The sequence below is a fragment of the Fretibacterium sp. genome (genome assembly GCF_057312375.1).
Genome location: NZ_DBHLDX010000007.1, coordinates 15,890 through 37,369 on the forward strand (window position 1 = coordinate 15,890; position 21,480 = coordinate 37,369).

General features: G+C 66.3%; 18 protein-coding genes. 2 read left to right on the forward strand and 16 right to left on the reverse strand.

The window, feature by feature from the left end; all coding sequences use genetic code 11:
• Positions 1–163: 163 nt before the first annotated feature.
• The 10 genes from ACO41U_RS02255 to nadE all read right to left on the reverse strand — a co-directional run bounded on the left by ACO41U_RS02255 (position 164) and on the right by nadE (position 11,010).
• A complete protein-coding gene (locus tag ACO41U_RS02255; protein ID WP_298778508.1) occupies positions 164–337 on the reverse strand; it encodes a DUF362 domain-containing protein in 174 nt (57 codons plus the stop codon).
• A 112-nt stretch (positions 338–449) separates the two neighbouring features.
• Positions 450–3,383, reverse strand: coding sequence for a DNA translocase FtsK (locus ACO41U_RS02260; RefSeq protein WP_485941314.1), 2,934 nt, complete (start codon positions 3,381–3,383; stop codon positions 450–452).
• Between the two features lie 15 nt (positions 3,384–3,398).
• Entirely contained in the window at positions 3,399–4,394 is a 996-nt protein-coding gene (mltG, locus tag ACO41U_RS02265; RefSeq protein ID WP_485941315.1) for an endolytic transglycosylase MltG, read from the reverse strand.
• Positions 4,395–4,496: 102 nt separating this feature from the next.
• Positions 4,497–5,636: a tRNA preQ1(34) S-adenosylmethionine ribosyltransferase-isomerase QueA gene (gene queA / locus ACO41U_RS02270; protein ID WP_485941316.1), complete on the reverse strand. Its 1,140-nt coding sequence runs from the start codon at positions 5,634–5,636 to the stop codon at positions 4,497–4,499.
• Positions 5,633–7,117, reverse strand: a complete 1,485-nt coding sequence (locus ACO41U_RS02275) for a SpoIID/LytB domain-containing protein (protein WP_485941317.1) — start codon at positions 7,115–7,117, stop codon at positions 5,633–5,635. The genes queA and ACO41U_RS02275 overlap by 4 nt, the downstream gene beginning before the upstream one ends.
• Complete coding sequence (ruvB, locus tag ACO41U_RS02280; protein ID WP_298778496.1) at positions 7,114–8,190, reverse strand: Holliday junction branch migration DNA helicase RuvB; 1,077 nt, start codon at positions 8,188–8,190, stop codon at positions 7,114–7,116. The genes ACO41U_RS02275 and ruvB overlap by 4 nt, the downstream gene beginning before the upstream one ends.
• Positions 8,191–8,192: 2 nt before the next feature.
• On the reverse strand, positions 8,193–8,804 hold the full coding sequence (ruvA, locus tag ACO41U_RS02285) for a Holliday junction branch migration protein RuvA (protein ID WP_485941318.1): 612 nt from the start codon (positions 8,802–8,804) through the stop codon (positions 8,193–8,195).
• 49 nt (positions 8,805–8,853) lie between these two features.
• Positions 8,854–9,369: a crossover junction endodeoxyribonuclease RuvC gene (gene ruvC, locus ACO41U_RS02290; protein ID WP_298778513.1), complete on the reverse strand. Its 516-nt coding sequence runs from the start codon at positions 9,367–9,369 to the stop codon at positions 8,854–8,856.
• Positions 9,369–10,124: a YebC/PmpR family DNA-binding transcriptional regulator gene (locus ACO41U_RS02295; RefSeq protein ID WP_298778512.1), complete on the reverse strand. Its 756-nt coding sequence runs from the start codon at positions 10,122–10,124 to the stop codon at positions 9,369–9,371. Before ACO41U_RS02295 ends, ruvC begins: the two co-directional genes overlap by 1 nt.
• A 145-nt stretch (positions 10,125–10,269) precedes the next feature.
• A complete protein-coding gene (gene nadE / locus ACO41U_RS02300) occupies positions 10,270–11,010 on the reverse strand; it encodes an NAD(+) synthase (protein ID WP_298778491.1) in 741 nt (246 codons plus the stop codon).
• Positions 11,011–11,530: 520 nt separating this feature from the next.
• On the opposite strand from nadE, the gene ACO41U_RS02305 reads away from it, so the two are divergent.
• Positions 11,531–13,861, forward strand: coding sequence for a penicillin-binding protein 1A (locus tag ACO41U_RS02305; RefSeq protein WP_485941319.1), 2,331 nt, complete (start codon positions 11,531–11,533; stop codon positions 13,859–13,861).
• A 70-nt stretch (positions 13,862–13,931) separates the two neighbouring features.
• A complete protein-coding gene (gene lpdA / locus ACO41U_RS02310) occupies positions 13,932–15,317 on the forward strand; it encodes a dihydrolipoyl dehydrogenase (RefSeq protein ID WP_485941320.1) in 1,386 nt (461 codons plus the stop codon).
• A gap of 102 nt (positions 15,318–15,419) precedes the next feature.
• Here lpdA and ACO41U_RS02315 read toward each other — a convergent pair whose 3' ends face one another.
• The 6 genes from ACO41U_RS02315 to ACO41U_RS02340 form a co-directional block, all read right to left on the reverse strand.
• Positions 15,420–15,671, reverse strand: a complete 252-nt coding sequence (locus ACO41U_RS02315; protein WP_298778258.1) for a hypothetical protein — start codon at positions 15,669–15,671, stop codon at positions 15,420–15,422.
• 32 nt (positions 15,672–15,703) lie between these two features.
• The gene (locus ACO41U_RS02320) at positions 15,704–16,180 is read right to left on the reverse strand and encodes a GNAT family N-acetyltransferase (RefSeq protein WP_298778261.1); all 477 of its coding nucleotides are present in this window, start codon (positions 16,178–16,180) and stop codon (positions 15,704–15,706) included.
• A 29-nt stretch (positions 16,181–16,209) separates the two neighbouring features.
• On the reverse strand, positions 16,210–17,505 hold the full coding sequence (locus tag ACO41U_RS02325) for an adenylosuccinate synthase (RefSeq protein WP_298778264.1): 1,296 nt from the start codon (positions 17,503–17,505) through the stop codon (positions 16,210–16,212).
• Positions 17,506–17,602: 97 nt separating this feature from the next.
• Positions 17,603–18,835 carry a S41 family peptidase gene (locus ACO41U_RS02330; protein ID WP_485941321.1) on the reverse strand — a complete coding sequence of 411 codons (1,233 nt, stop codon included), beginning with the start codon at positions 18,833–18,835 and terminating at the stop codon, positions 17,603–17,605.
• A 123-nt stretch (positions 18,836–18,958) separates the two neighbouring features.
• The gene (locus ACO41U_RS02335) at positions 18,959–20,224 is read right to left on the reverse strand and encodes a murein hydrolase activator EnvC family protein (protein ID WP_485941322.1); all 1,266 of its coding nucleotides are present in this window, start codon (positions 20,222–20,224) and stop codon (positions 18,959–18,961) included.
• Positions 20,225–20,255: 31 nt separating this feature from the next.
• The gene (locus ACO41U_RS02340; protein ID WP_485941323.1) at positions 20,256–21,473 is read right to left on the reverse strand and encodes a murein hydrolase activator EnvC family protein; all 1,218 of its coding nucleotides are present in this window, start codon (positions 21,471–21,473) and stop codon (positions 20,256–20,258) included.
• Between the last annotated feature and the right edge of the window lie 7 nt (positions 21,474–21,480).

Here is a 21,480-nt window from a genome sequence, read left to right on the forward strand (position 1 = left end):
ACAAAACGTTCGGATGAAGTCCGAGAGCGGGCTGCGCCCCCGACCTCCCCGCAAGCCGAGCCACTACACTTATTTTTATCGGCGCTGAGGGAAAAAACTTAAGCACAGGGCATAAAAAAACGACGGGGTCTCCCCCGTCGAACGAAGCCTTGCCTCAAACAGGCTACTGAGAGATGGCGCTGACCGGGCAGGTCGAAACGCAGCTGCCGCACTCGACGCACTTGCCCTCGTCCACCTGCGCGTGTCCGTCCGTCATCGAGATGGCGGAAACGGGGCACGCCCCAACGCAGGACTCGCACCCGACGCACGTACCAGCATCCACTTTCGCCTTAGCCATAGAAAAAACCTCCCCCCAAAAATTAAAACCGTTGAAACACAACACACTTATCGGGGTCATAAAAACCCCGACCGTTACATTATACCACAAAGCCTCACCGCGGCCGCGGCGCTCAGTCCTCGTCGAAGATCCCTCCGGTCCTGGCGCGCTCCAGCGCCTCGAAGGCGCTCTCCTCGTCCAGCAGTATCTGCCGGGGTTTCGTGCTGTTCGGCGTCTGGGGCCCCACGATGCCCAACTGCTCCATCGCGGTGATGAGACGGCCGGCCTTGGGGTATCCGATGCTCAAGAGCCTCTGCAGCCCGCTGGCGGAGGTGATGCCCGTCTCCATCACGGTGCGGATGGCCTCCTCCATCTTGGGGTCGTCCACGGCGCCGTTGCCGCCGCGGCCGTCGCTGCCCCCGCCTCCGTTGCTGTCCGCGAACTCGATGTAGTCCGGCGGGCCGAACACGTCCTTCATGTACTCCACGAAGTCCAGCGTGCGCTCCTCCGTGATGAAGGGCGACTGAAGGCGAAGGGGACGGGGGAAGCGCGTGCTGCGGAACAGCATGTCCCCCTTGCCCAGCAGCTTGTCGGCGCCCCCCACGTCGATGATGGTGCGCGAGTCCGTCTGGGACGGCACGGCAAAGGCCACCCGCGCGGGCACGTTCGCCTTGATCAGCCCCGTGATCACGTCCACCGAGGGGCGCTGAGTGGCGAGGATCAGGTGGATGCCCGCCGCGCGCGACTTCTGGGCCAGGCGGGCGATGAGGCCCTCCACCTCCTTGCCCGCGGTGTACATGAGGTCCGCCAGCTCGTCCACCACCACCACGATGTTCGGGTACCGGTCCTTCGGCAGCACCTTCTCGTTGTAGGGGGCCAGGCTGCGCACCCGCGCCCGTGCGAAGTTCTCCGTCCGGGTCTCCATCTCCTGAACGGCCCAGGTCAGGGCGTCGATGGCCTTGCGGGAGTCGGAGATGGGCCGGGCCAGGAGGTGGGGCAGCCCCTCGTAGATGGCGAACTCCACGTGCTTCGGGTCCACCAGGATCAGCTTCAGCTCGTCCGGCGTGCGGCGCGAGCACATCCCCAGGATGCAGGCGTTGACGAATACGCTCTTGCCCGACCCCGTGGTCCCCGCCACGAGGAGGTGGGGCATGTCCTCCAGGCCGCAGACCAGGAAGCTGGAGTCCACCTGCATCCCCATCTGCAGCGGCAGCACGGCCCGACACTCTGCAAACTCCGGGGACTCCATCGCCATCCGCAGAGGGATGCCCCGGCGTTTGGAGTTGGGTATCTCGATGCCCACGTAGTGCTGCCCCAGGATGGGGGCCTCCACTCGGACGGAAACGACGGCCAGGGCCATCGTCAGGTCGCTGGCCAGCCCTGCCACCTTGTTGACCTTGGTGCCGGGAGCCAGCTCGATCTGAAACTGGACCACCGACGGACCGATCACGATGTGGGCGATGGAGGCAGTGATGCCGAAGTTCTTCAGCGTCTCGACGATGACCTCGCCCTGGGCCGCCGCTGCCGCGGTGGCCTTCTGGTCCGCCACATCCTCCACCGGGGGACCGAAGAGATCCAACTGCGGTGGAAAGACCCCCTCCAGAGAGCGCCTCTCGTCAAGCTCCTCAGGCAACACCACCTCCGGCACCTCCGCCTGAAGGGCCGTGCTCCGTCCGTCACGCTCGGCATCGCGCTGCACCTCCGATGCGCCCGTCGCCTGAGGCTCAGGGGCCTGCGACACTGGGGGCGTCGTTTGCGACACCTCCGACGCGATCGGCTCTTCCGGCTTCTCCGTCGGACCGTCTGGCTGGAGAGCCGCCTCCTGCGGTTCGGTCGAGTGAGGCGTGACCTCGCCGTCCATGGGCTTCAGCAGGTCCGGACGCACGGAGAAGGTTCCGGCCTCCAGCGAGGAAAGGAGGTCGTCCAGAATCTCTACCGCCGTCTTTCTGGGTTGAGCGGTCCCCGCTTCCGGGACTCCGCCACGGGGCGCTTCACGGGGGGCCTCAGCCCTGTCCGGTGCCGCGGAAGGGGGACGGTCGGAGGCCGGCGACTCCGCCGCCTCGGCTTGCGCCTCCCTCTCCGACGCCTCGCCAACTACCTGAGCCGCCGGAGAAGAAGGCTCGTCGGCTGGAACGGCCGTGTCCTGCCGCAGGAAGGGTGACGGGCTCGGGGATTCGACCTCCTCCGGCCCAGCGGGCACGAAGGGACCGTCCGGAGGGGGCGGAACGTCCACAACCTGCCCCTGAGGCACTCGGCGCGGCTCCGGCGCGGAGCTCCGGCCCGCGAGGCCGTTCGGGGTGACCGGCGTCAGGGGGTCGAAGGGGACGCCGCCGGTGGAGGTGTGACGCACCAGGCGCGCCCCATCCTCCGGCACCTGCGCTTCCGACGAGAGCAGGGCGTCGTGGAGGGGGTGGACCTTCCCCACCCGCTCGACGTAGACCTCGGACCGGGCGGCGGCCTGCCGGGCCGGGGATGAGGGCGGGGGGGACGGCTCTCGTCCGGAGTCGGCGTCCGCCTCCGGGTCCTCCGAGTTCCCCGCGGGCAGGGCGGCCACGAGCAGCGCAAGGATTCGGGAGCCGAAGAAGAAGGCCGCCAGCAGGAAGGAGGCCGCCGCCGCCAGGAGAGCGCCCAGCATCCCCAAGTTCAGGACGAAGAGGCGCGCCAGGACCCGTCCCACCGACCCCGGCTCGAAGAAGCTCCACGTCGGGTTCCAGCCCACGTATTGGGCGATGCCCAGCATGAAGGCCAGCGAAACGTAGAGCTGCGCTGTCCCCAGAATCTGCCCCAGGGGCCGGGGGATACGGAAGCGGACGAGCCGCGCAAAGCACAGGTACAGCAAGAACAAAAGAGGGATCAGCACCGCACCGCCCCAGACCGTGCGCAGGTATTCACCGATCTGCCCCCCCGACTGCCCGACCCAGGAGCTGTTGAAGAGGGAGGCCATGACGTAGACGTCAACGGCGATCAGGAGCAAGATGACCAGCTCGCCCCAGTTTCCCCTGGACGCGGCCGTCCTGCGGCCACCCTGTTCGCCGGACCCTCGTTCCGCATCGTAATTCGAGGCCACCTGGATACCCCCCTTCTACAGTCCGGAGCGCGCCCTGTCCACGTTGCGCAGGTGCTCCGCATAGGTCTTTGCAAAGTAATGGTAGCCATCCTTCCCCGCTACGTAGTAGTAGTCCCCGCCGTCCTCCGGGCTGAGGGCCGCATCCCAGGCGGCGCTGCCGGGGACGCAGATGGGCCCCGGAGGCAGCCCTGAAACGCGATAGGTGTTGTAGGGGGAATCGATCCCCAGGTCGCTCCGCAGCACCCTGGTGAGCCGACGGCCCTGGAGTTTCCAAGCGTAGACGACCGTAGCGTCGATCTGGAGCGGCATCCCCTCCTTCAGCCTGCGCTGGATCACGCCGGCCACCCTGGGCGCCTCGGAGTCGTGAAGGACCTCCCGCTCCACCATGGAGGCGATGACGGCCACCCGGTGCAGCTCCTGCTTCGTCATCCTCTCTGCGGCAGCGCCGAGCCGCTTCCACCAGTGGGCGCTGGCTGCCCGGACAAGTTCGGCCGGGGTGCGCTCCAGCACGGGATAGCTCTCCGGCTGAAGGAAGGCCAGACGCGAGGACTCGTCCTCCGGCAGCTTTGCCCGCATCGCTTCGGGGTAGTTGGCGTCGTCCATGACCGCCTGATGCAGCGCGTCGTCCTTCGACGCGACGTCGAGGGAGAGGGCCTCGCGCAACGAGTACGCGTCCGCGCCGGGGATGAGGGTCATCCGCAGCAGGTAGGCCCGCGCCTCCCGGAGCTGCCGCGCCGCATACCAGGGGGCGGAGCGCACCACCTTGTAGTATCCGGGCTGCATCCGCCGGTCCAGTCCAAAGCGGACCATCCATCGGGCCAGGTCTCCGGCGCTGCCCTCCAGGGCCCCCTGATCCTCGAAGGCCTGGGCGATCTGCCGCGCGTTCGTCCCCGGCGTCACCAGGACGGTGACGAGTTCCCCCTCCGGAACGGGCAAAAGCCCCTCCCAGAGGGGACCAGGGACCTTGAAATAAAAGGCCGCACCGCTGGCGCACAGCAGGAGAACCGCCAACGCCGGGAGAAATTTCCTGACCGGTCGATTCATTGTCCATCCGCACCTTGTACTTTCATAATCCATGCCCTGTCCGCGCCAAAGGCCCGGCGCCGTAGCGCCTCAGCGCTGTATGAACATGGCATCTCCGAAGGAAAAGAAGCGGTATCCCGCCTCCATCGCCGCCTTGTAGACGGAGAGCAGCCGGGCCACCGCCCGCTCCTCCCGCCCCTCGAAGCCACCCAGGTTCGCGACGAAGGCCGCGACCAGCATCAGCAGGGAACTCTTTGGAAGGTGGAAGTTCGTGATCATGGCGTCCACCACCTGAAACTCGAAGCCCGGATAGATGTACAGGCCCGTGTCCATGAGGCCCGAACGGATATCACCGCCGCCGGCAGCCATGGACTCCAGCGTGCGCACGACGGTGGTCCCGGAGGCGATGACACGCCCTCCCCGCCGCCGGCACTCGCGCACGGCCCGCACCGTCGCCTCCGGAACCTCGCAGGGCTCCTCGTGGATGACGTGTTCCCGGATGTCCTCCGCCTTGACCGGTCGGAACGTCCCCAACCCCACGTGGAGCGTCACCCAGGCCCGCTGGACGCCCATCGCGTCGATGGCGTCCAAGAGCCCGGGGGTGAAGTGCAGACTTGCCGTCGGGGCCGCCACGGAGCCGTCCCGCTGGGCGAAGACCGTCTGATAAGCCTCTCGCCAGTCGCCCTCGCTGTGAATGTAAGGGGGAAGCGGCACGTGCCCAAAGGCATCGAGGAAGCTCAAGACGTCCCGACGCCCCTCCCCCACGCGCACCAACCGCACCCCGTCGTCCTCGCAGGCCTCGACCCTGAGGGCGCGGTCCCCCACCTCCACCTCCGCCCCGACCCTCAGACGCCGGCCAGGTCGGACCAGGGCCCGCCAGCAGCACAGGTCCTGCGACGCGGGGCTGAGGAGCAGGACCTCTGCCGCTCCACCCCCAGGCACGCGCCTGCCCAAGAGCCGCGCGGGAAGGACCCGCGTGTCGTTCAGCACGAGCAGGTCCTCCGGCCTCAAGAAATCCAGGATGTCGCGAAAGTGGCAGTGCCGCACCCCGTCGGAGGCCACGTTCCAGGCCAGCAGCCTCGACGAGTCCCTTGGCTCCGCGGGGGTCTGGGCGATGCGGTCCTCGGAGAGGGGATAGTCGTAGGTTTCCAGGCTGAACAGCGCGTCGTGGGAAAGGGGCGGCGTCCGATCCGCGGGGAGTAGCGGCAGGAGAGGTTCCATCGTCGTCATCGGTAGCGCTTGACCTCCGTCCCCGGATAGTAGTGCATCAGGATGCGTTCGCCCTTCCAGCCGTTCTTCGCCAGCGTCAGGCTTCCCCACTGGGAAAGCCCCACGCCGTGCCCCCAGCCTCGGCCGCAGAAGACGAAGGCGTCTCCCTCCCGCGCGACGGTGAAGCCGCCGCCCCTCGTCACGGGTGTGACCGGGGCAATGGGCACGACGGGCGCGGGCTTCCGCGCCGGCTGCAGGGCTGGCGCGCTGCCGCCCGTCCGCTGAAGGCCGATGTAGAAGTAGCCCTTCTTCTTGTTCGGGTTGGAGAGCATGTCCACCAACTCCGACGTCGTAAAGACGCCGTCTGCCGTCATCTGCGCCAGGCGCTTTTCCTGAGCAAACGTCATGGGGTCCCTCGACGTGGGGACGGGGGGGAGCGGCCGTCCATCCACGGGCGCGGGACGGCTTTCCTGCGGCGTCGCCGGCTGCGGCTGCGGCGCGACGGGCGGAGTCCCCGCCCGTGACGTCAACATGGTGCTCTTCAGGAGGTTGGGGCCTATGGCCGTCCGAAACTGGCTGGCCTTGACCGAGCTCGTTCCCCGGCTGCCGGTGAAGGTCAGCGCCGTAGCCCGCCCGCCCTTATCGACGTTGACGACCCGAACCTCCGAAAGAGCCCCGACGCCGGCCTTGATCCTCGCCAGGGCGGCCTCGATGCTGCCCCTCGGTATCCGGACCGACCAGGAGGCGTTGGGCGAGGCGTAGGCGACGGGCTCTGGGACGCCGGCAAGGTAGGGCAGGGCCCTTCCCCAGACGTCGGCGTTGTTCGCCGTATGTCCGCCGCTGTCGGAGTGGAAGGGCGTGAAGGCCAGCTCGCTTCCGTAGGTCAGTATCTCGCGCTCCGTGCTGGCCACCGCCTGATTGGTCGCCGCCGTTTCAACCCCCGCTCCCCTGTAGACCTGGTCGGCGACGGTGTCGGTGACGTCATAACCCCGGCTGGCGCGGACCAGGCTCTGCCGCAGCGCGTAGGTTCGGGAGATGATCGCCTGCACCCTCAGCGCCTCCATGGGCCAGGAGGCCCCCACCTCGGCGGGCAGCACCCCCCGCAGGTAGTCCTCCAGGTCCAGAACGTTCAGAAGGCCCCGGCTCGTGATCAGGAAGGCGCCCCGATAACGCCGGTTGTTGAAGCGCATGAGCCCTCCGCCGGTTATCCGGATCGGCAGCGCAAAGGCCGCCTTTCCGGCCAGGAGCCGTCCGCCGGCGACTCGCAGGGCTGCAGGGTTCCCCAGCGGATGAGCCTTGCCTCCGCCGTCCACCAGCATCATCGCCCCGTCCGAGGCCACGGTGTAACTCCCCGCGGCGGAGAGGCGGACGTAGATGTCCCGCGCCTCCGCCCTCGTCGGAAGCTGTGCCAGAAGCAACAGGGCCAGAAGCCCCCACAGCCGCAGGGGCCTCGTCAGGGCGGGCGACACCCCGCCCGCCCCCTGCACAGCGTTTCCGGTCATTGGTCCTCCTCCTGTTCCGCCCCGAAGGGAAGGCGCAGTTCCTCGTCCGGCCGCCGCCTCATGGGACACCCAAGGTAGGCGTAGGCGTTGGACGTGGCCCGCCGCCCCCGCGGCGTCCTCTCAAGAAACCCCTTCTGGATCAGGTAGGGCTCGTAGATGTCCTCGATGGTCTGAGGTTCCTCGTTGATGGCCGCCGCAATGGTCCCCAGCCCTACAGGGCCGCCGTCAAAGCGCTCGACGACCGCTCTCAGGATCTGGCGGTCCCCCTCGTCCATGCCCTCCGCGTCGATGTCCAGCATGTCCATGGCCCGGCCCGCAATGTCCGCATCGATCTCTCCCGTCCCCTTGACGGCGGCCACGTCGCGGACCCGCCTCAGAAGCTTCAGCACCACCCGCGGCGTCCCCCGCGCCCGGCGGGCGATCTCGACCGCGGCGTCCCCCGCGATGCGTATGTCGAGCACCCCGGCGGCCCGCAGGACGATGCGGGCCAGCTCCTGCTCCGTGTAGAGTGAAAGCTGCTCCACGATGCCGAAGCGCGCCCTCAGGGGCGAGGTCAGAAGGCCCAGCCGCGTGGTGGCCCCGCAGAGCGTGAAGCGCGGCAGGGCGAGGCCGATGGTCTTGGCCAGGGGGCCCTTGCCCACGACGATGTGCAGCTCAAAATCCTCCATAGCGGGGTAGAGGATCTCCTCCACCTGGCGCGGCATGCTGTGGATCTCGTCGATGAAGAGGACGTCGTTGGCCTCAAGGTTGGAAACGATGGCGGCAAGGTCCCCGGCCCGCTCCAGGGCCGGGCCGGTCGTCTTGCGAAGCTGCCCTCCCATCTCCTGGGCGATGATCTCCGCCAGCGTCGTCTTGCCCAGACCGGGAGGGCCATAGAAGAGGACGTGGTCCAAGGGTTCGCCCCGGCCCCGGGCCGCGTCGATATAGATGCGCAGCTTCTCGCGCACCCTCTCCTGGCCGATGAAGTCCACAAGAGCGCGCGGGCGGACGGTGGCGTCCTCCGCAGCGCGCGGAGAGGAGAAAAAACGCCCCTCGTCCTCCGCCTCGATGGGGGTTCTCGCGTCCTCGGACATCGCTAACGGCCTCCTCTGTGCAGTTCTCTCAGGGCGAGCTTCAAGAGCGTTTCCGCATCCAGCCCGTCAAACGCCTCCCCCTGAGCGGCGCGCAGCAGCGCCAGGACGGAGGCCGCATCCGCCTGCGTAAAGCCCAGCCCCACGAGGGCCTCCGCCACCGTGTCGGCGGTCCGGCTCGGTGCACTCTCCCCCTGGGCTGCGGACTGGATCAGCCCGTCAGGCAGGAGGGACCGCAGCTCGAAGCACAGCCGCTCCGCCGTCTTCTTCCCAACGCCCGGCGCACGGGTGAAGGTCGCGACGTCCGCCAGGGAAACGGCCCGCAGCACCTCGTCCACCGAGAGCGCGGAGAGGATGGCCATCCCCGTCCTGCCACCGACGCCCTTGATCGCCACGACCTTCAGAAAGAGCTCCCGCTCGCGCTCCGAGGCAAATCCGTAAAGCGCCGCGCCAGCTTCTGATATCTGGAGGTAGGTCGTGAGCCTCACCCTCTGCCCGGCAGAGCACAGCGCGGCGGCGGCCCGCGTGCAGAGGAGGTCGAATCCAAGCCCGTTCACATCCAGCAGGACCGACATCTCCGAAACGCCGAGGACGACGCCCGTCAGGGACCGGATCATGACCCAACCTTCAGGAGGCGTCCGACCAGTGGCCTATGGTTCCCCGACCTCATGCCCCGACCGTCCTCAGTTCCGCGTCCCGCATGAGCGCGAAGCCGGTGATGGCGGCCGCCAGGGCGTCCGCCGTGTCGTCCGGCGAAGGGACCCGGTCAAGCCCCAGGAAGCGCTGGGTCATCCGCTGGACCTGCTGCTTGTCCGCCCCCCCCGTGCCGCAGACGGCCAGCTTGATCTGGTTCGGCTTCGGCTCGACGACCGGCAGGCCCCGCTGGGCCGCCAGGAGCATCACCACGCCCCGCGCCTGCCAGACGAACTCCGCCGTCGTGGCGTTGTGGCCGAAGAAGAGGCGCTCCACGGACATAAAAGCGGGGGCGCAGCGTTCAAGCTGTTCCCCCAACTTGGCATAGATCTGCAGGATGCGCTGCATGAAGGACAGCTTCGGGCTGGTTTCAATGCACCCGTAGTCCAGGGCTCGAAAGCGCGAGCCGCTCCGGGCGACGGCGCCGTACCCCACCCGCGCCAGGCCAGGGTCTACCCCAAGACAGACCCTCTCGCCCGACGGCGCCATCACTCCGCGTCCAGCTGAGCGGCGACCTCGTCCGGGATATCGAGGTTCGAGTAGACGTTCTGGACGTCGTCGTGCTCCTCCAAGACGTCGATCAGGCGCGCTGCCTTGCGCGCGGCCTCCACCTCCGACACCTCGACGGGCGTCTTGGCGATCATGGAAACCTCTGCGTTCTCCACGACGTAGCCCGCCTTCTCAAGGGCCGCGTGGAGCGCGTCCAGCTCCGCAGGCTCGCAGTAGAGCGTGTACCCCTCCCCCGACGGCTCCATGTCCGTCATGCCGGCGTCCAGACCGCAGGTCATCAGGGCGTCCTCGTCCAGCCCCTCGCCCTTCACCTCAACGACGCCCCTGCGGTCGAACATCCAGGCGACGCTGCCGGACTCGCCCATCTGTCCGCCGTTGCGGGTCAGGAGCGCGCGGATTTCGGGCGTCGTGCGGTTCCGGTTGTCCGTCAGCACGGAGACGAGCACCGCGATGCCGCTGGGCCCGTAGGCCTCGTAGAGCAGTTCCTCGTAGGTCACGTCGCCCAGCTCGCCCGTGCCCCTCTTGATGGCGCGGGTGATGTTGTCCTGAGGGACGCTGACGGCCTTGGCCCGTTCGATCGCCGTCTTGAGCCGCATGTTCATGCCGGGGTCACCGCCGCCCTCCTTCGCCGCGATGATGATCGCCCGCACCAGCTTCTGAAAAAGGTTGCCCCGCTTGGCGTCCTGCGCCGCCTTGCGGTGCTTGATGTTAGCCCACTTGGAATGCCCTGACAAAAAGATCACCTCATCGAAAGAATTTCATCCTGAACCCCAGCCCGCCCTCAAGCTCTCAAGGGGGCCGGCTCCTTATAAGGGTTAAATTTTATCTTATAACCTGCCGTATATCCAGTCCCAGGGCGTCGGTTCAGCCCGCGTCGCCTCAGACGCGCGGCACGCAGATCGGGACCGGCAGGCGCTTGTGCCCGCTCCTGCGCCTCATGGCCTCGACACGCTCCCGGAAGGGTTCGTCCCGTGTCGTCCCGTCGCTCAGGTAGCGGTCCAGGTCGTCGTAGGTGAAGCCCATGTCCCCCTCGTCCGTCTGTCCCTCCCAGAAGCCGGCGCTGGGGGCCTTGGCGACGATGCGCTCCGGGACGCCCAGGGCGCGGGCTGCGGCGCGCACCTCACACTTCAGGAGGTCCGCCAGGGGCAGCAGGTCCGCCGCCGAGTCCCCGAACTTCGTGAAGTACCCCGTTTCGTACTCCGAGCGGTTGCTGGTCCCGCAGACGAGCAGCGACAGCGTCTGGGCCGCTGCGTAGAGCGTGCTCATGCGTAGCCGCGCCTTGAGGTTTGCCCCCGCTTCCCTCGTCGGCTCCACGCCCGCTCCTTTCATCGCCAGGACCAGCGCGTCGTAAGCGGCGGTGAGGTTCACCGTCTTGTGGGGGATGTCGAGCGCCTCGGCCACGAGAAGGGCGTCCGCCGCGTCGCCGGGAAGGCTGTGGCAGGGCATGATGACGGCCAGCATGTCCCGCCCGAAGGCCCTGCGGCCCAGGGCGGCCGCCACGGCGGAATCGACGCCGCCCGAAAGGCCCACCGCGATCCCCCGCGCCCCGGCCCCGACCACCTGCTCCTTCATCCACTGCTCTATGAACGCCGTCACCTTGTCCGCATCGCGAATCCGCAAGAGAAACGCCTCCCCAACTCAGCCCTTCCTCGACAGAGGCGCCGGCCCCTCAAGGGCGCGGCGGCAGGCTGCCGTTTCATTATAGCGCACCTCGCCCCCCTTTCGGAACCGCAGGGGCGCGGCCAGCGTTTCCTAAATCGCCTTAGGGAAACACTGATTAAGTCGTTAAGAACCGTCAACCGTATGGACTCCCTTCAGTGCCTGGAACTTCATCAGGCCGCGCGAAGCGCGTTGGGATTGGGACTGACGGCCCGTGAACGCCAGCGAACGGCTGCCGGAAGGCTCCCCGAAGGGGGGTCGTAGCCCCATTTTAAAATTTTAAGGAAGCGCTGAAGGATACCCTTTGTTTGATGCTCCTTGATTGCTTTCAACAACTTTTGAAGATTAATCAGCGCTTCCTTAGATCACGCCATTTCTCTGTGCACAACGGGCCTGAAAATGAGATAATAAATTGAAGACGGCCCGTGGCATCCCCGCGGAACAGAACCGTCGAAGATTCAGTCAGGAGGACCGTGTACCGATGAAGAACTCATTCGAGGGACCCCGCTACGGCTCCTACCGCGACGGCGACCGACGCCGCCCGGAGGATATCCTCTACGGCCGGGCCGCCCCTCAGCCCCCCAAAAAGAAGGGGAAGAAAAAGAAGAGGTCGTCTTTTTCAATCTTGAAGCTCCTCTTTATGACGCTGATCCTGCTCCTCCTCGTCGGCATCGGAGCCGTCAGCGCAGTGGTGGCGTGGTACATCGTGAAGATTTCGGCGGACCTCCCCAGCATGGTGGAGGTGGCCAACCCCAAAAGCAGCGTGGCCTCCATCCTCTACGACCGCAACAACAAGGTCATCGCACGCCTGTTCATCGAGAACCGTACCCCCCTTGAGCTGCATCAGGTTTCCCCGTGGCTCGTGAAGGCCGTGCTGGCCGCAGAGGACTCCGCCTTCTACCAGCACGGAGGCATCCGCATCGGCTCCATCCTCCGGGCCCTCTGGATCGACCTCGTGGAACACGGCAAGGTGCAGGGCGCCAGCACGATCACCCAGCAGTTGGCGCGGAACCTCTTCCTCTCCCACGAGAAGAGCGTCACGCGCAAGGCGAAGGAGATCATCATCGCCATGCGCATGGAAAAGCTCTTCTCCAAGGACAAGCTGCTGGAGCTCTACCTGAACACCATCAACTTCGGCCGCGGCGCCTGGGGCGCGGAGATCGCGGCGCGCACCTACTTCGGGAAGTCCGCCTCAGAGCTGGACATCGCGCAGTCCAGCATCCTGGCAGGGCTCATCGCCAACCCGGGGCGGTACAACCCCCTGAGCAACCTCGCCAACGCAAAGGCGCGCCAGAATTATGTCCTGAGCCGGATGGAGCTCCTCGGATGGATCAGCGCGGAACAGCGCCAACAGGCCTACGCCGAGGAGCTGAAGTTCGCCAGAAAGCCCAACCGCATCGAGGAGTTCAACCTGGCCCCTTACTTCGTCTCCCACCTGCTCTTCAACGACCTCCTGCCGAAGTACGGCAAGGACGAGGTCTACAGCGGCGGCATGCACATCTACACGACGCTGGACCTCGATCTTCAGAACAAGGCGCGGGAGGCCGTCAACTCCCTGCCCACCATGGGAGCCCTCGTCTGTCTCGCGGCCGACACGGGAGAGGTCCTGGCTCTGGTGGGCGGCAAGGACTTCAAGACCAGCAAGTTCAACCGGGCAACGCAGGCCTTTCGCCAGCCCGGCTCAAGCTTCAAGCCCATCGTCTACGCCGCCGCGCTGGAGGAGGACATCATGCCGAGCGACCACTTCATGGACGCACCGATCACCTTCGGGGGGCGCGGAGGGAACGGACGCGGTTGGTCGCCCAAGAACTCGAGCGGTAAGTACGCGGGGGAAGTGACGCTGCAAAAGGCCCTCTCCAGCTCCTTCAACACGGTGGCCGTCCGCGTGGCTGCCTACATCGGAACGGAGAACGTCGTGAAGATGGCACGTAGCGCGGGGATCGAGACCAAACACCTGCCGAGCGACCTGTCCGTAGCCCTGGGAGCCGCCAGCCTGACGCCGCTTGAGATGGCCGTGGCCTTCAACTGCTTCAACAATGGGGGCAAGCGGGTGACGCCCCTGACGATCCGCGAGATCCGCGACAACGAGGGCAACGTCCTTGAAACGCGCTCCCCCCAGCTGTCGCAGGCCATGCGCCCGTCCACCGCCTACACGATCCGCTCCATGCTCCAGGACGCGGTCCGCGCAGGAACGGGCACCAGGGCGCGCGTCCCCAACGTGGACACCTTTGGCAAGACGGGAACCTCCAACGACTTCATCGACGCCTGGTTCGTCGGAGGAACGCCGGGCCTGACGACGGCGGTCTACGTCGGCAACGACGACCACACCTCCATGGGGCGCAAGGGCTTCGGCGGCACGATGGCCGCTCCCGCCTGGCAGGCCTTCATGGCCTATGCGGTCAAGGAGCAGAAGACCCCATCGAGCTTCGCCAACGCCCCCGACTGGGCGGAGGTCACGAGGGTTTCCATCTGCAGGAACTCCGGCTACCTGGCTGCGGGCGGCTGTCCGGCGGTCCCTCTCTACTTCCCGAGCGGCAAGGCCCCCACGGCCAAGTGTCCCTACCACGGCGGAAGCTATGAGGCTGCGGACGAGGACCCGCGTGGGCCGCGGCTCTTCCTGATCGAGCAGGACGAGGCCTACCTGGACAACAGCGCGGAGGAATCGCAGGAGGAGCACACAACGCCTCAGCAGGTCAACCCGTCCGTGATCCCCGCCCCGTCGGCCCCGGCGCCCTACCGCCACGACCCCAGCCCGGCGGACGAGGTGGAGAAGCGCTACCAGCAGCTGCTGAAGGAATACGGGATCGACTAACCCGCCCCGCCCTGGAGGCAGAAGCCGACGGGACGGCATTTCAACAAATTCCAGCAAAGGAGAGGTCACCATGAGTTCAAAGCGCATCGTCATCATAGGAGCCGGCCCCGGAGGGTACGTGGCCGCCATTCACGCGGCGCACCTCGGCGCCTCGGTCACCCTGATCGAGAAGAAGACCATCGGGGGCACCTGCCTCAACGTGGGCTGTATCCCGACCAAGGTGCTGCTGCACACGGCGGAGCTCCTCACGGAATTGAAATCCGAGGCAAAGCGCATCGGAGTGCTCGTGGAGGGAACGCGGCTGGACTGGGACGCGCTGATGAAGCGAAAGACGCTGACCGTTTCCCGCCTTGTGAAGGGGACGTTGAGCCTCGTGCAGGGCAACGGCATCGAGTACATCGAGGGCGTCGCCGCCATCAAGGACCCCCACACCGTCGAGGTGAATGGCAGGGCCATCCAGGCCGACGCCATCGTCATCGCCACGGGGTCTGTGCCGGACGTCCCGGACGTTCCGGGGTACGACCTCGAGGGAGTCATCACCAGCGACGAAGCCCTCTCGCTGCCGGCGCCCCCCGCCTCGATGGTCGTTTCCGGCGGCGGCATCATCGGAATGGAGTTCGCCGCGGCCTACGCCGCCTTCGGGACCAAGGTCACGGTCGCCGTCACCTCCCCCGAGATACTGCGGAACCTGGACACGGACATCGCCCTCATCCTGCGCAAAACCCTGGAGAAGCGCGGGGTGAGCTTCCGCACGGGGGCCAGCATCACCAGGGTAACCCGCTCCGGAGAGGGGCTCAAGATCGAGCTCACGACGCCGGAGGGCCAGGTGGAGCTGGAGGCGGAGAAGCTCCTGGTGGCCAAGGGCCGTAAGCCCTACACGGAGGGCCTCGGCCTCGACGCCCTGGGCATCGAGATGAAGCGGGGGCGCATCGTGACGGACGCCCACATGGAAACCAACGTCAAGGGGATCTATGCCATCGGCGACTGCGTGAACGCCTACATGCTGGCCCACGTGGCCTCCCGCGAGGGCGAGGTGGCCGTGGAGAACATCATGGGGCACGCGGTGGACATGGACTACACGACGACGCCGGGCGCCATCTACACGTCGCCTGAGATCGCGACCGTAGGACTTTCGGAAAAGGACGCGGCGAAGCGCGGCCTCAAGGTCAAGGTGGGCAGCTTCCCGCTGATGCTGAACGGCAAGAGCATGATCACGGGGGACACCAGCGGCGTCATCAAGATCATCGCGGACGACGAAACGCACCAGATCCTGGGCGTCGAGATGGTGGGCGGCCCGGCAACGGACATGATCGCGGAGGGGGCCCTGGCACTCCACTTCAAGGCGACGCCCGATGACCTCCTGAACACGATCCACGCACACCCCACCGTGGCGGAGGCCGTGGCGGAGGCCGCGGGGAACGTCTTCGCAAGGGGCATCCACACGCCGAAGGGATAACGCCGCGGGTCCCCGTCCGGCGGGCGAAGGACCAAAAAGCGAGGGGAGCGCCTCGAGGCGCTCCCCTTCGTCGTGCCGTTGAAGAACTTTAGGCCATCGGGGTCACTCCTGAGCCCGTCGACTGGAGTAGACCTGTCGCATCCGATCCCGCCGCCGGAGGTCGCGCTGGTGAGCCCAGGCGGACTCAAGGGCTCGAACCACCGCGCTCCAATCCCGCCTCCACACCTCCGCCGCCTTGCTGGCGGGGGAGGCGCCTAGGGCCTCGTCCATGACCCTGGGGCGCTCCTGCAGCGTGAACCCCGTCCCGTCAAAGGCGACGGAGGACCCGTCGCTGAAGGGTATATAAACCTTCATGCAATACCCCCTTCCGAAAGAGGCCCCAGGCCTCAGCCCTTCCGCACCGCCAGGGGAAGCGGCGCGCTCATCACGATCGCGTCCTCGCCGTCCGCGTAGTAGCCGGGGCACGTCGTTTCTCTGCGAAAGGACATCCCCTCGTAGAGCGACAGGGCCGCCGCGTTGGACCTCCTGACGCGCAGGCGAAGCCGCCTCAGGTTCAGGTACAGGGCGCAGTCCCCCACGGCAGCCAGGAGCTGAACCCCTATGCCGAGCCGGCGAAAGTCTGGGTGGACGAGGAGGGACATCAAAAGCCCCGCGCGCCCCTCCCGTCCCAACACGGCATACCCCAAAAGCTCATCGGTGGTGGCGGTCGAGAAGGCCCCGAGGTAACTGATCTCAGCCTCCGAGCCCTCCCGCAGGTCGCCCTCGACGATCGATTCAGGCCAGGGGGATTGGGACATGGCGTTCAGCGCGATGAGGGCAGGCAGGTCGCGAGGCCCGCAGAAACGAATTTCCGGGACGTACACGCCCTCCCGCCTCCACAGGGGCTACGCGCCTAGGATCGCAGGAGCCCGCAGTTGATCGCCTGGTCGCGGTCCGCCCCCACCGCGATCAGGCCAACGGGGACGTTCAACTCCTTCTCGATGTAGCGCACGTAGTCCTGGGCCGCCTGAGGAAGGGAGTCGATGGTCCGGCAGCCGGCGATGTCGTCGGACCAGCCGGGCAGGGTTTCGTAGATGGGCTTGACCGCCTCAAGCACTCGCGTGCTGACCGGGAAGCGGTCCAGCCGCTCCCCCTCGTACTCGTAGGCGACGCAGACCTTGATGGGTCCTATCCCGGTCAGGACGTCCAGCTTCGTCAGGGCGATGGTGTCCGCGCCGTTCAGGGCCATGGAGTACTTCAGCCCCACCAGGTCGAGCCAGCCGCAGCGGCGCGGCCTGCCGGTGGTGGCGCCAAACTCTCCGCCGTTTCGGCGCAGGGTTTCGCCCGCCTCCGTCAGGTCCTCCGTGGGCATGGGGCCCTCCCCCACGCGCGTCGTGTAGGCCTTCGCGACGGCGATCACGCGATTCAGGTCGTGCGGGGAGAGCCCCGTCCCCGTGAAGGCGCCGGCCGCGGAGGTGGAGGAACTCGTAACGTAGGGATAGGTGCCGTGGTCGATGTCCAGGAGGGCCGCCTGCGCCCCTTCCAGGAGGACGTGCTGGCCGTCGTCCACCGCCCTGCGGAGCAGTGCGGCCACGTCGTCCACGTAGGGCGCCAGCGTCTTGCCCCACTGGCGCGCGGGCTCGTAGACCTCGTCGAAGGGAAGGGGCTTCTCGCCGTAGAGGCGCGTCAGAATCTGGTTCTTCTCCTCAAGCAGCGGCGTCAGGCGATCGCGCAGGACGTCCGCGTCCAGCAGGTCCTCGATCCGGAGGCCGCAGCGCGAGTACTTGTCCACGTAGCACGGGCCGATCCCGCGTCCCGTCGTGCCTATTTTGCGCCCCTTGCCGCGGGCCTTCTCCTGAGCCTGATCCAGGATCTTGTGGTAGGGCATCACCACATGGGCGCGGGGGCTGATGGCCAGACGGGCCCTGTCCTGCTGCTTCTCACTGAGGTTCGCTATCTCCTTCAAGAACTGCTCCGGGTCGATCACAAGGCCGTTGCCCAGGATGCAGAGCTTTCCCGGATAGAGCATCCCGGAGGGCAGGAGGTGAAAGACCACCTTCTCGCCGTCCGCGATCACCGTGTGCCCCGCGTTCGCGCCGCCCTGGTAGCGGACGAAGATGTCCACGTCCCCACCCAGGAGGTCGACGACCTTTCCCTTACCCTCATCGCCCCACTGAGCGCCGACGAGCAGATCCACGTTGTTCTTCATAATTATTTAGCACTGCCTCCTCAAAACGTCCGAACGAGGGGCCTCGCAGGGGGAAGGCCTTCCCCCTCCTGCCCCAGACGGGGACACCCTGCACTCTTTACTTCTTTTGCCTCTCCGTCCCGGACGACGGCTGGAAGCGTTTTTTGACCTCGGCCGCAGCCCGCTGAAGCTGTGCGTCCTTCATCACGTCCCGATTCAGGTCCCCGCTGACCTCGACCTCCGGCGTGAGCCCCACGTGATCGATCACGCGCCCCGACGGCGTGTAGTACCGCGCGATCGTCACGTAGAGGCCCGAACCGTCCGTCAGGGGAAAGAGCGTCTGCACCGAGCCCTTTCCGAAGCTCTTCTCCCCCACCAGCACGGCCCGCTGTCTGTCCGTCAGGGCCCCGGCAACGATCTCTGAGGCGCTGGCGCTTCCGCCGTTGATCAAAACCGCCATGGGCATGTCGGTGAGGAAGAGCGCCTCGTCGGCGAAGTACTTCTCGTTGGCCCGTTCGGCGCGTCCGCGGGTTTCCACCACCAGGCCGCCCTTCACGAACATGCCCACGATCTTCACCGAGGCGTCCAGGAGGCCGCCGCCGTTGTTGCGCAGGTCCAGGACCAGCCCCTTCGCCCCCTGCCGCAGGATGTCCCGCAGGGCGTTCCGCGCCTCCTCATCCGTCTTCTGCTTGAACTGGGTGAGCCTCAGGTAGCCCACGTCGTCCGAGAGCATCTGGTAGCGCACGCTCTTGAGCTTGATGATCTCGCGGGTCACGTCGAACTTCAGAAGCTCGTCCTCCCCCTCGCGCCGCACCCAGAGCGTGACCTTCGTATCGGGCGCGCCGCGCAGGCGCTGCACCACCTGCTCCGACGTCCAGCCGATGACGACCTCGTCGTCCACCTTCACGATCTGGTCCTTCGTCTTGAGGCCGACGCGCTCCGCGGGCGAGTCCTCCATGGGGCTGATGACCAGTATCTGTCCGTCGCGGGTCCCGATGTACATCCCAAGGCCGCCATAGCGCCCCTCCATCTCGATCTCCTCGTCCTTCAGCTGGCCCGGAGAAACGTAGCGCGTATAGGGGTCCTTCCATGCCTCCACCATGCCCTTCATGGCTCCCTGCAGGAGGTCCTCCTCGGAGGTCGGCTTCTCCTCCGCGTCCACCTGATACGTTTCGATGATCGCCCTGGCCTGTCGGAGAAGCCACAGGGAGCGAACGCTGAACGGCGAGAGCTTGTCCAGCTCCGAAACGTCTGCGGCCCCGGCGTGTCCTGCCGCAAAGGCACCGGCGACCAAAAGGGCCAGGAGAAAGCCCGCAGCGTTCACCCATGACCTGCCGATCTTCTGCTTCATCTTATCAAACACCATCCTCAATATACGTGCGCGAAACGGCGCGCTTCAGAAGTATACCGCAGCCGCGCGAAATATTACAGTCCGGCCCTCAGCGGCTGCCCAGACGCGCGCAAGAGATGCGGGCTAAAACCGCCTCAGATAGTGCAGCGGGTCCTCCGCCCTGCCGTTGCGGCGCACCTCGAAGTGCAGCCCGTAATCCGTGTTGGCTCCGCTGTTCCCCACCTTTCCCAGGGGGCTCCCCGTCTTGACCGCGTCCCCCTCAGCGACCGAAGCGGAGGCGAGGTGGGCATAAACCGTGGATATCCCCCGGCCGTGATCAATGATGACCACCTGACCGAATCCCCGGATCCAGCCGGTGAACAGCACCTCTCCCGGCCCCGCAGCCCTCACGGGGGCTCCTGAGGCGGCCCTGATGTCGATCCCGGAGTTGAACACCTTCGTTTTGAAGACGGGATGTATCCTGGACCCGAAGGCCATGGCAATGGACCCCTGGATCGGCCACTCCAGCACCGCCCCGTTCGCTAGGTAGGTGTACTGTTGAGGTTTTTTTTGCGGTTTGAGCGGCTGCTGCGGCGCGGGCGTCCCCGGAGAGGCAGGCGGAGTTGACGGGGGTGCAGGAGCTCGCCCCCGCGCGCCCTTCTCCTGCATCAGGGCGATGATCTTGTCCCCTATCGCCTGCTGTGCGTTCATGAGCTCCTGGGCCGCTGCCTTCGCCTTTTTCTGCTCTCCCTGAACGTCCTTCAGGAGCGCGTTGGTCCGCTGGATCGTAGCGGCGAACTCATCGCGTTTCCTCTTCAGCTCCGTCTGCTGGCGCTGGACCTGCGCCCGGCTCGTTTCCAGCTTTTCTCTGGACCGTTCAAGCTCGTCCGCCTTCCGGGCAAGGGTTTCAACGACCTTCTGATCTTGGTTGGCCAGGCGCCGCAGCATGTAGGCCATGATCAGGGCCTCGTGGGTACTCCGCGTCGCCAGGAGCACATCCAGCCTCTCCTGGGAGCTGTACTTGTACATGTCCACGATCCTCGTCCGCAGCTTGATGAGGAGGTCCGCAAGGAGGTTGCTGGTCTCCGCAATGCTCAGGTTCAGCTGGGCCATGGAGCCCTGCAGCCTGCCGTTTTCCTTCTCCAGAAACTCCATGCGGGCCTGAGATTCCAGCGCGTTTCGGCGCAGGTTCATAAGGCGTCCCAGGATGCTCTGGGACTCCTTCATCTTGCTCCGAGCAAGCTCGTTATAGTGTTCTATCTTCCTGCTCAGGCTCTCCCGCTCTCGCTCACGGATCGCGATCATGTTGTCGAGGGCCGCGTCCTGTGGGGACGGCGCCGCCTGAGCCGCTGACCACAGGAACGACATCAGGAGGACGGCGGCAGGAAGATTTTTTTTACCTTTCCACATCTTGGTCGAAGGCCTCTGACCGCACCAGCGCCTAGCGCCTCAAATAGTCCAGCGGGTTCTTCACCGTGCTGCCGATGCGCACCTCGAAGTGAAGGTGATACCCCGTCGCCGTCCCCGTCCTTCCCACCTTCCCCAGGGCTGATCCGGATCTCAACACCTGGCCCTCGCGGACCAAAGCCGAGGACAGGTGCGCGTAGACCGTCGAGTAGTTCCGGCCGTGATCCAGGATGACGACCTGGCCGTACCCCCTCAACCAGCCCACGAAGAGGACTTCTCCCGCCGCTGCCGCCTTCACCGACGTGCCGGCCGGGGCCGCGATGTCGATGCCCGAATGAAAGTTCTTGGTCTTGAAGATGGGGTGGATTCGCAGGCCGAAGTTGCTGGAGATGGGCCCTCGAAGGGGCCAGTCGAACATGGAGCCGCGTCCCTGGCCCGCCAGGTAATCCACGCCGCTGCCCCTCCGTCCGCCCCCCTGGACGCTGCGCTCCTGCTTGCGGCGCATCAACGCCAGGATCGTCTGACCGACGGCCTTCTGGGCCTCCTCCGCCTCCCGCGAGGCCTTCTCGGCCAGCTTCTTCTGACGCTGGATCTGGCTGACGAAGGAGTTCGTGGCCAGGATCGTCTTGTGGTACTTCTCCTTCTGCTCCCTCAGTGCCTGGCTTTGCGCCTTCAGTTGGGCGCGGTGCTCGTCCATGGTCCTGCGCGAGAGGTCCAGGTTTTGATAGCGGAATTGAAGCTGGGAGAGGAGCACCTCGTCGTGACGGGCGATGAGCTGCATCATGTGCACGGCTTCGACGGCCTGAAAGACGTTCTCCGAGGAGAAAAAGAGGTTCATCTCCTCGGACGTCCCGTACTTGTAGAGGTCCACGATCCTGTGCTGCATCCTGTCGGACAGCTCGTTGATCCTCACCTGCTCCCGCGTCATCTCGGCGTTCAGGATGGCGATGTTCTCATGGATTTTATTCTGCTGCAGCTCCAGGACGGATATCCCCTGAGCGGCCATGCTCTCGTCCTGCTCCAGCACGTCGATACGCCCCAGGAGGCTGTCCACCTTGGCTCCCATCTCCCGAATCTTTCGTCGGTAGTCCTCGACGCGCTTGTCCAGCTCCCGGCGGCGGCGCTCCTCCGCGGCGATGCGCGCGTCGATGTTCTCGGCGGCGCTTCCCCGGGACAAGTGTGCAATAGGCGCCAGGAGCGGCAGCAGAAGGCTGAAGACCAGTGCTACGGCGAACTGCGCTCTGCCCTTCAAGACGGCG

What these genes read in the sequence shown, in the direction of transcription:
- ACO41U_RS02255 (WP_298778508.1), bottom strand. Translation starts at nt 337, where the DNA reads ATGGCTAAGGCGAAAGTGGATGCTGGTACGTGCGTCGGGTGCGAGTCC.
- queA (WP_485941316.1), bottom strand. Translation starts at nt 5,636, where the DNA reads ATGACGACGATGGAACCTCTCCTGCCGCTACTCCCCGCGGATCGGACG.
- ACO41U_RS02275 (WP_485941317.1), bottom strand. Translation starts at nt 7,117, where the DNA reads ATGACCGGAAACGCTGTGCAGGGGGCGGGCGGGGTGTCGCCCGCCCTG.
- ruvB (WP_298778496.1), bottom strand. Translation starts at nt 8,190, where the DNA reads ATGTCCGAGGACGCGAGAACCCCCATCGAGGCGGAGGACGAGGGGCGT.
- ruvA (WP_485941318.1), bottom strand. Translation starts at nt 8,804, where the DNA reads ATGATCCGGTCCCTGACGGGCGTCGTCCTCGGCGTTTCGGAGATGTCG.
- ruvC (WP_298778513.1), bottom strand. Translation starts at nt 9,369, where the DNA reads ATGGCGCCGTCGGGCGAGAGGGTCTGTCTTGGGGTAGACCCTGGCCTG.
- ACO41U_RS02305 (WP_485941319.1), top strand. Translation starts at nt 11,531, where the DNA reads ATGAAGAACTCATTCGAGGGACCCCGCTACGGCTCCTACCGCGACGGC.
- lpdA (WP_485941320.1), top strand. Translation starts at nt 13,932, where the DNA reads ATGAGTTCAAAGCGCATCGTCATCATAGGAGCCGGCCCCGGAGGGTAC.
- ACO41U_RS02315 (WP_298778258.1), bottom strand. Translation starts at nt 15,671, where the DNA reads ATGAAGGTTTATATACCCTTCAGCGACGGGTCCTCCGTCGCCTTTGAC.
- ACO41U_RS02325 (WP_298778264.1), bottom strand. Translation starts at nt 17,505, where the DNA reads ATGAAGAACAACGTGGATCTGCTCGTCGGCGCTCAGTGGGGCGATGAG.
- ACO41U_RS02330 (WP_485941321.1), bottom strand. Translation starts at nt 18,835, where the DNA reads ATGAAGCAGAAGATCGGCAGGTCATGGGTGAACGCTGCGGGCTTTCTC.
- ACO41U_RS02335 (WP_485941322.1), bottom strand. Translation starts at nt 20,224, where the DNA reads ATGTGGAAAGGTAAAAAAAATCTTCCTGCCGCCGTCCTCCTGATGTCG.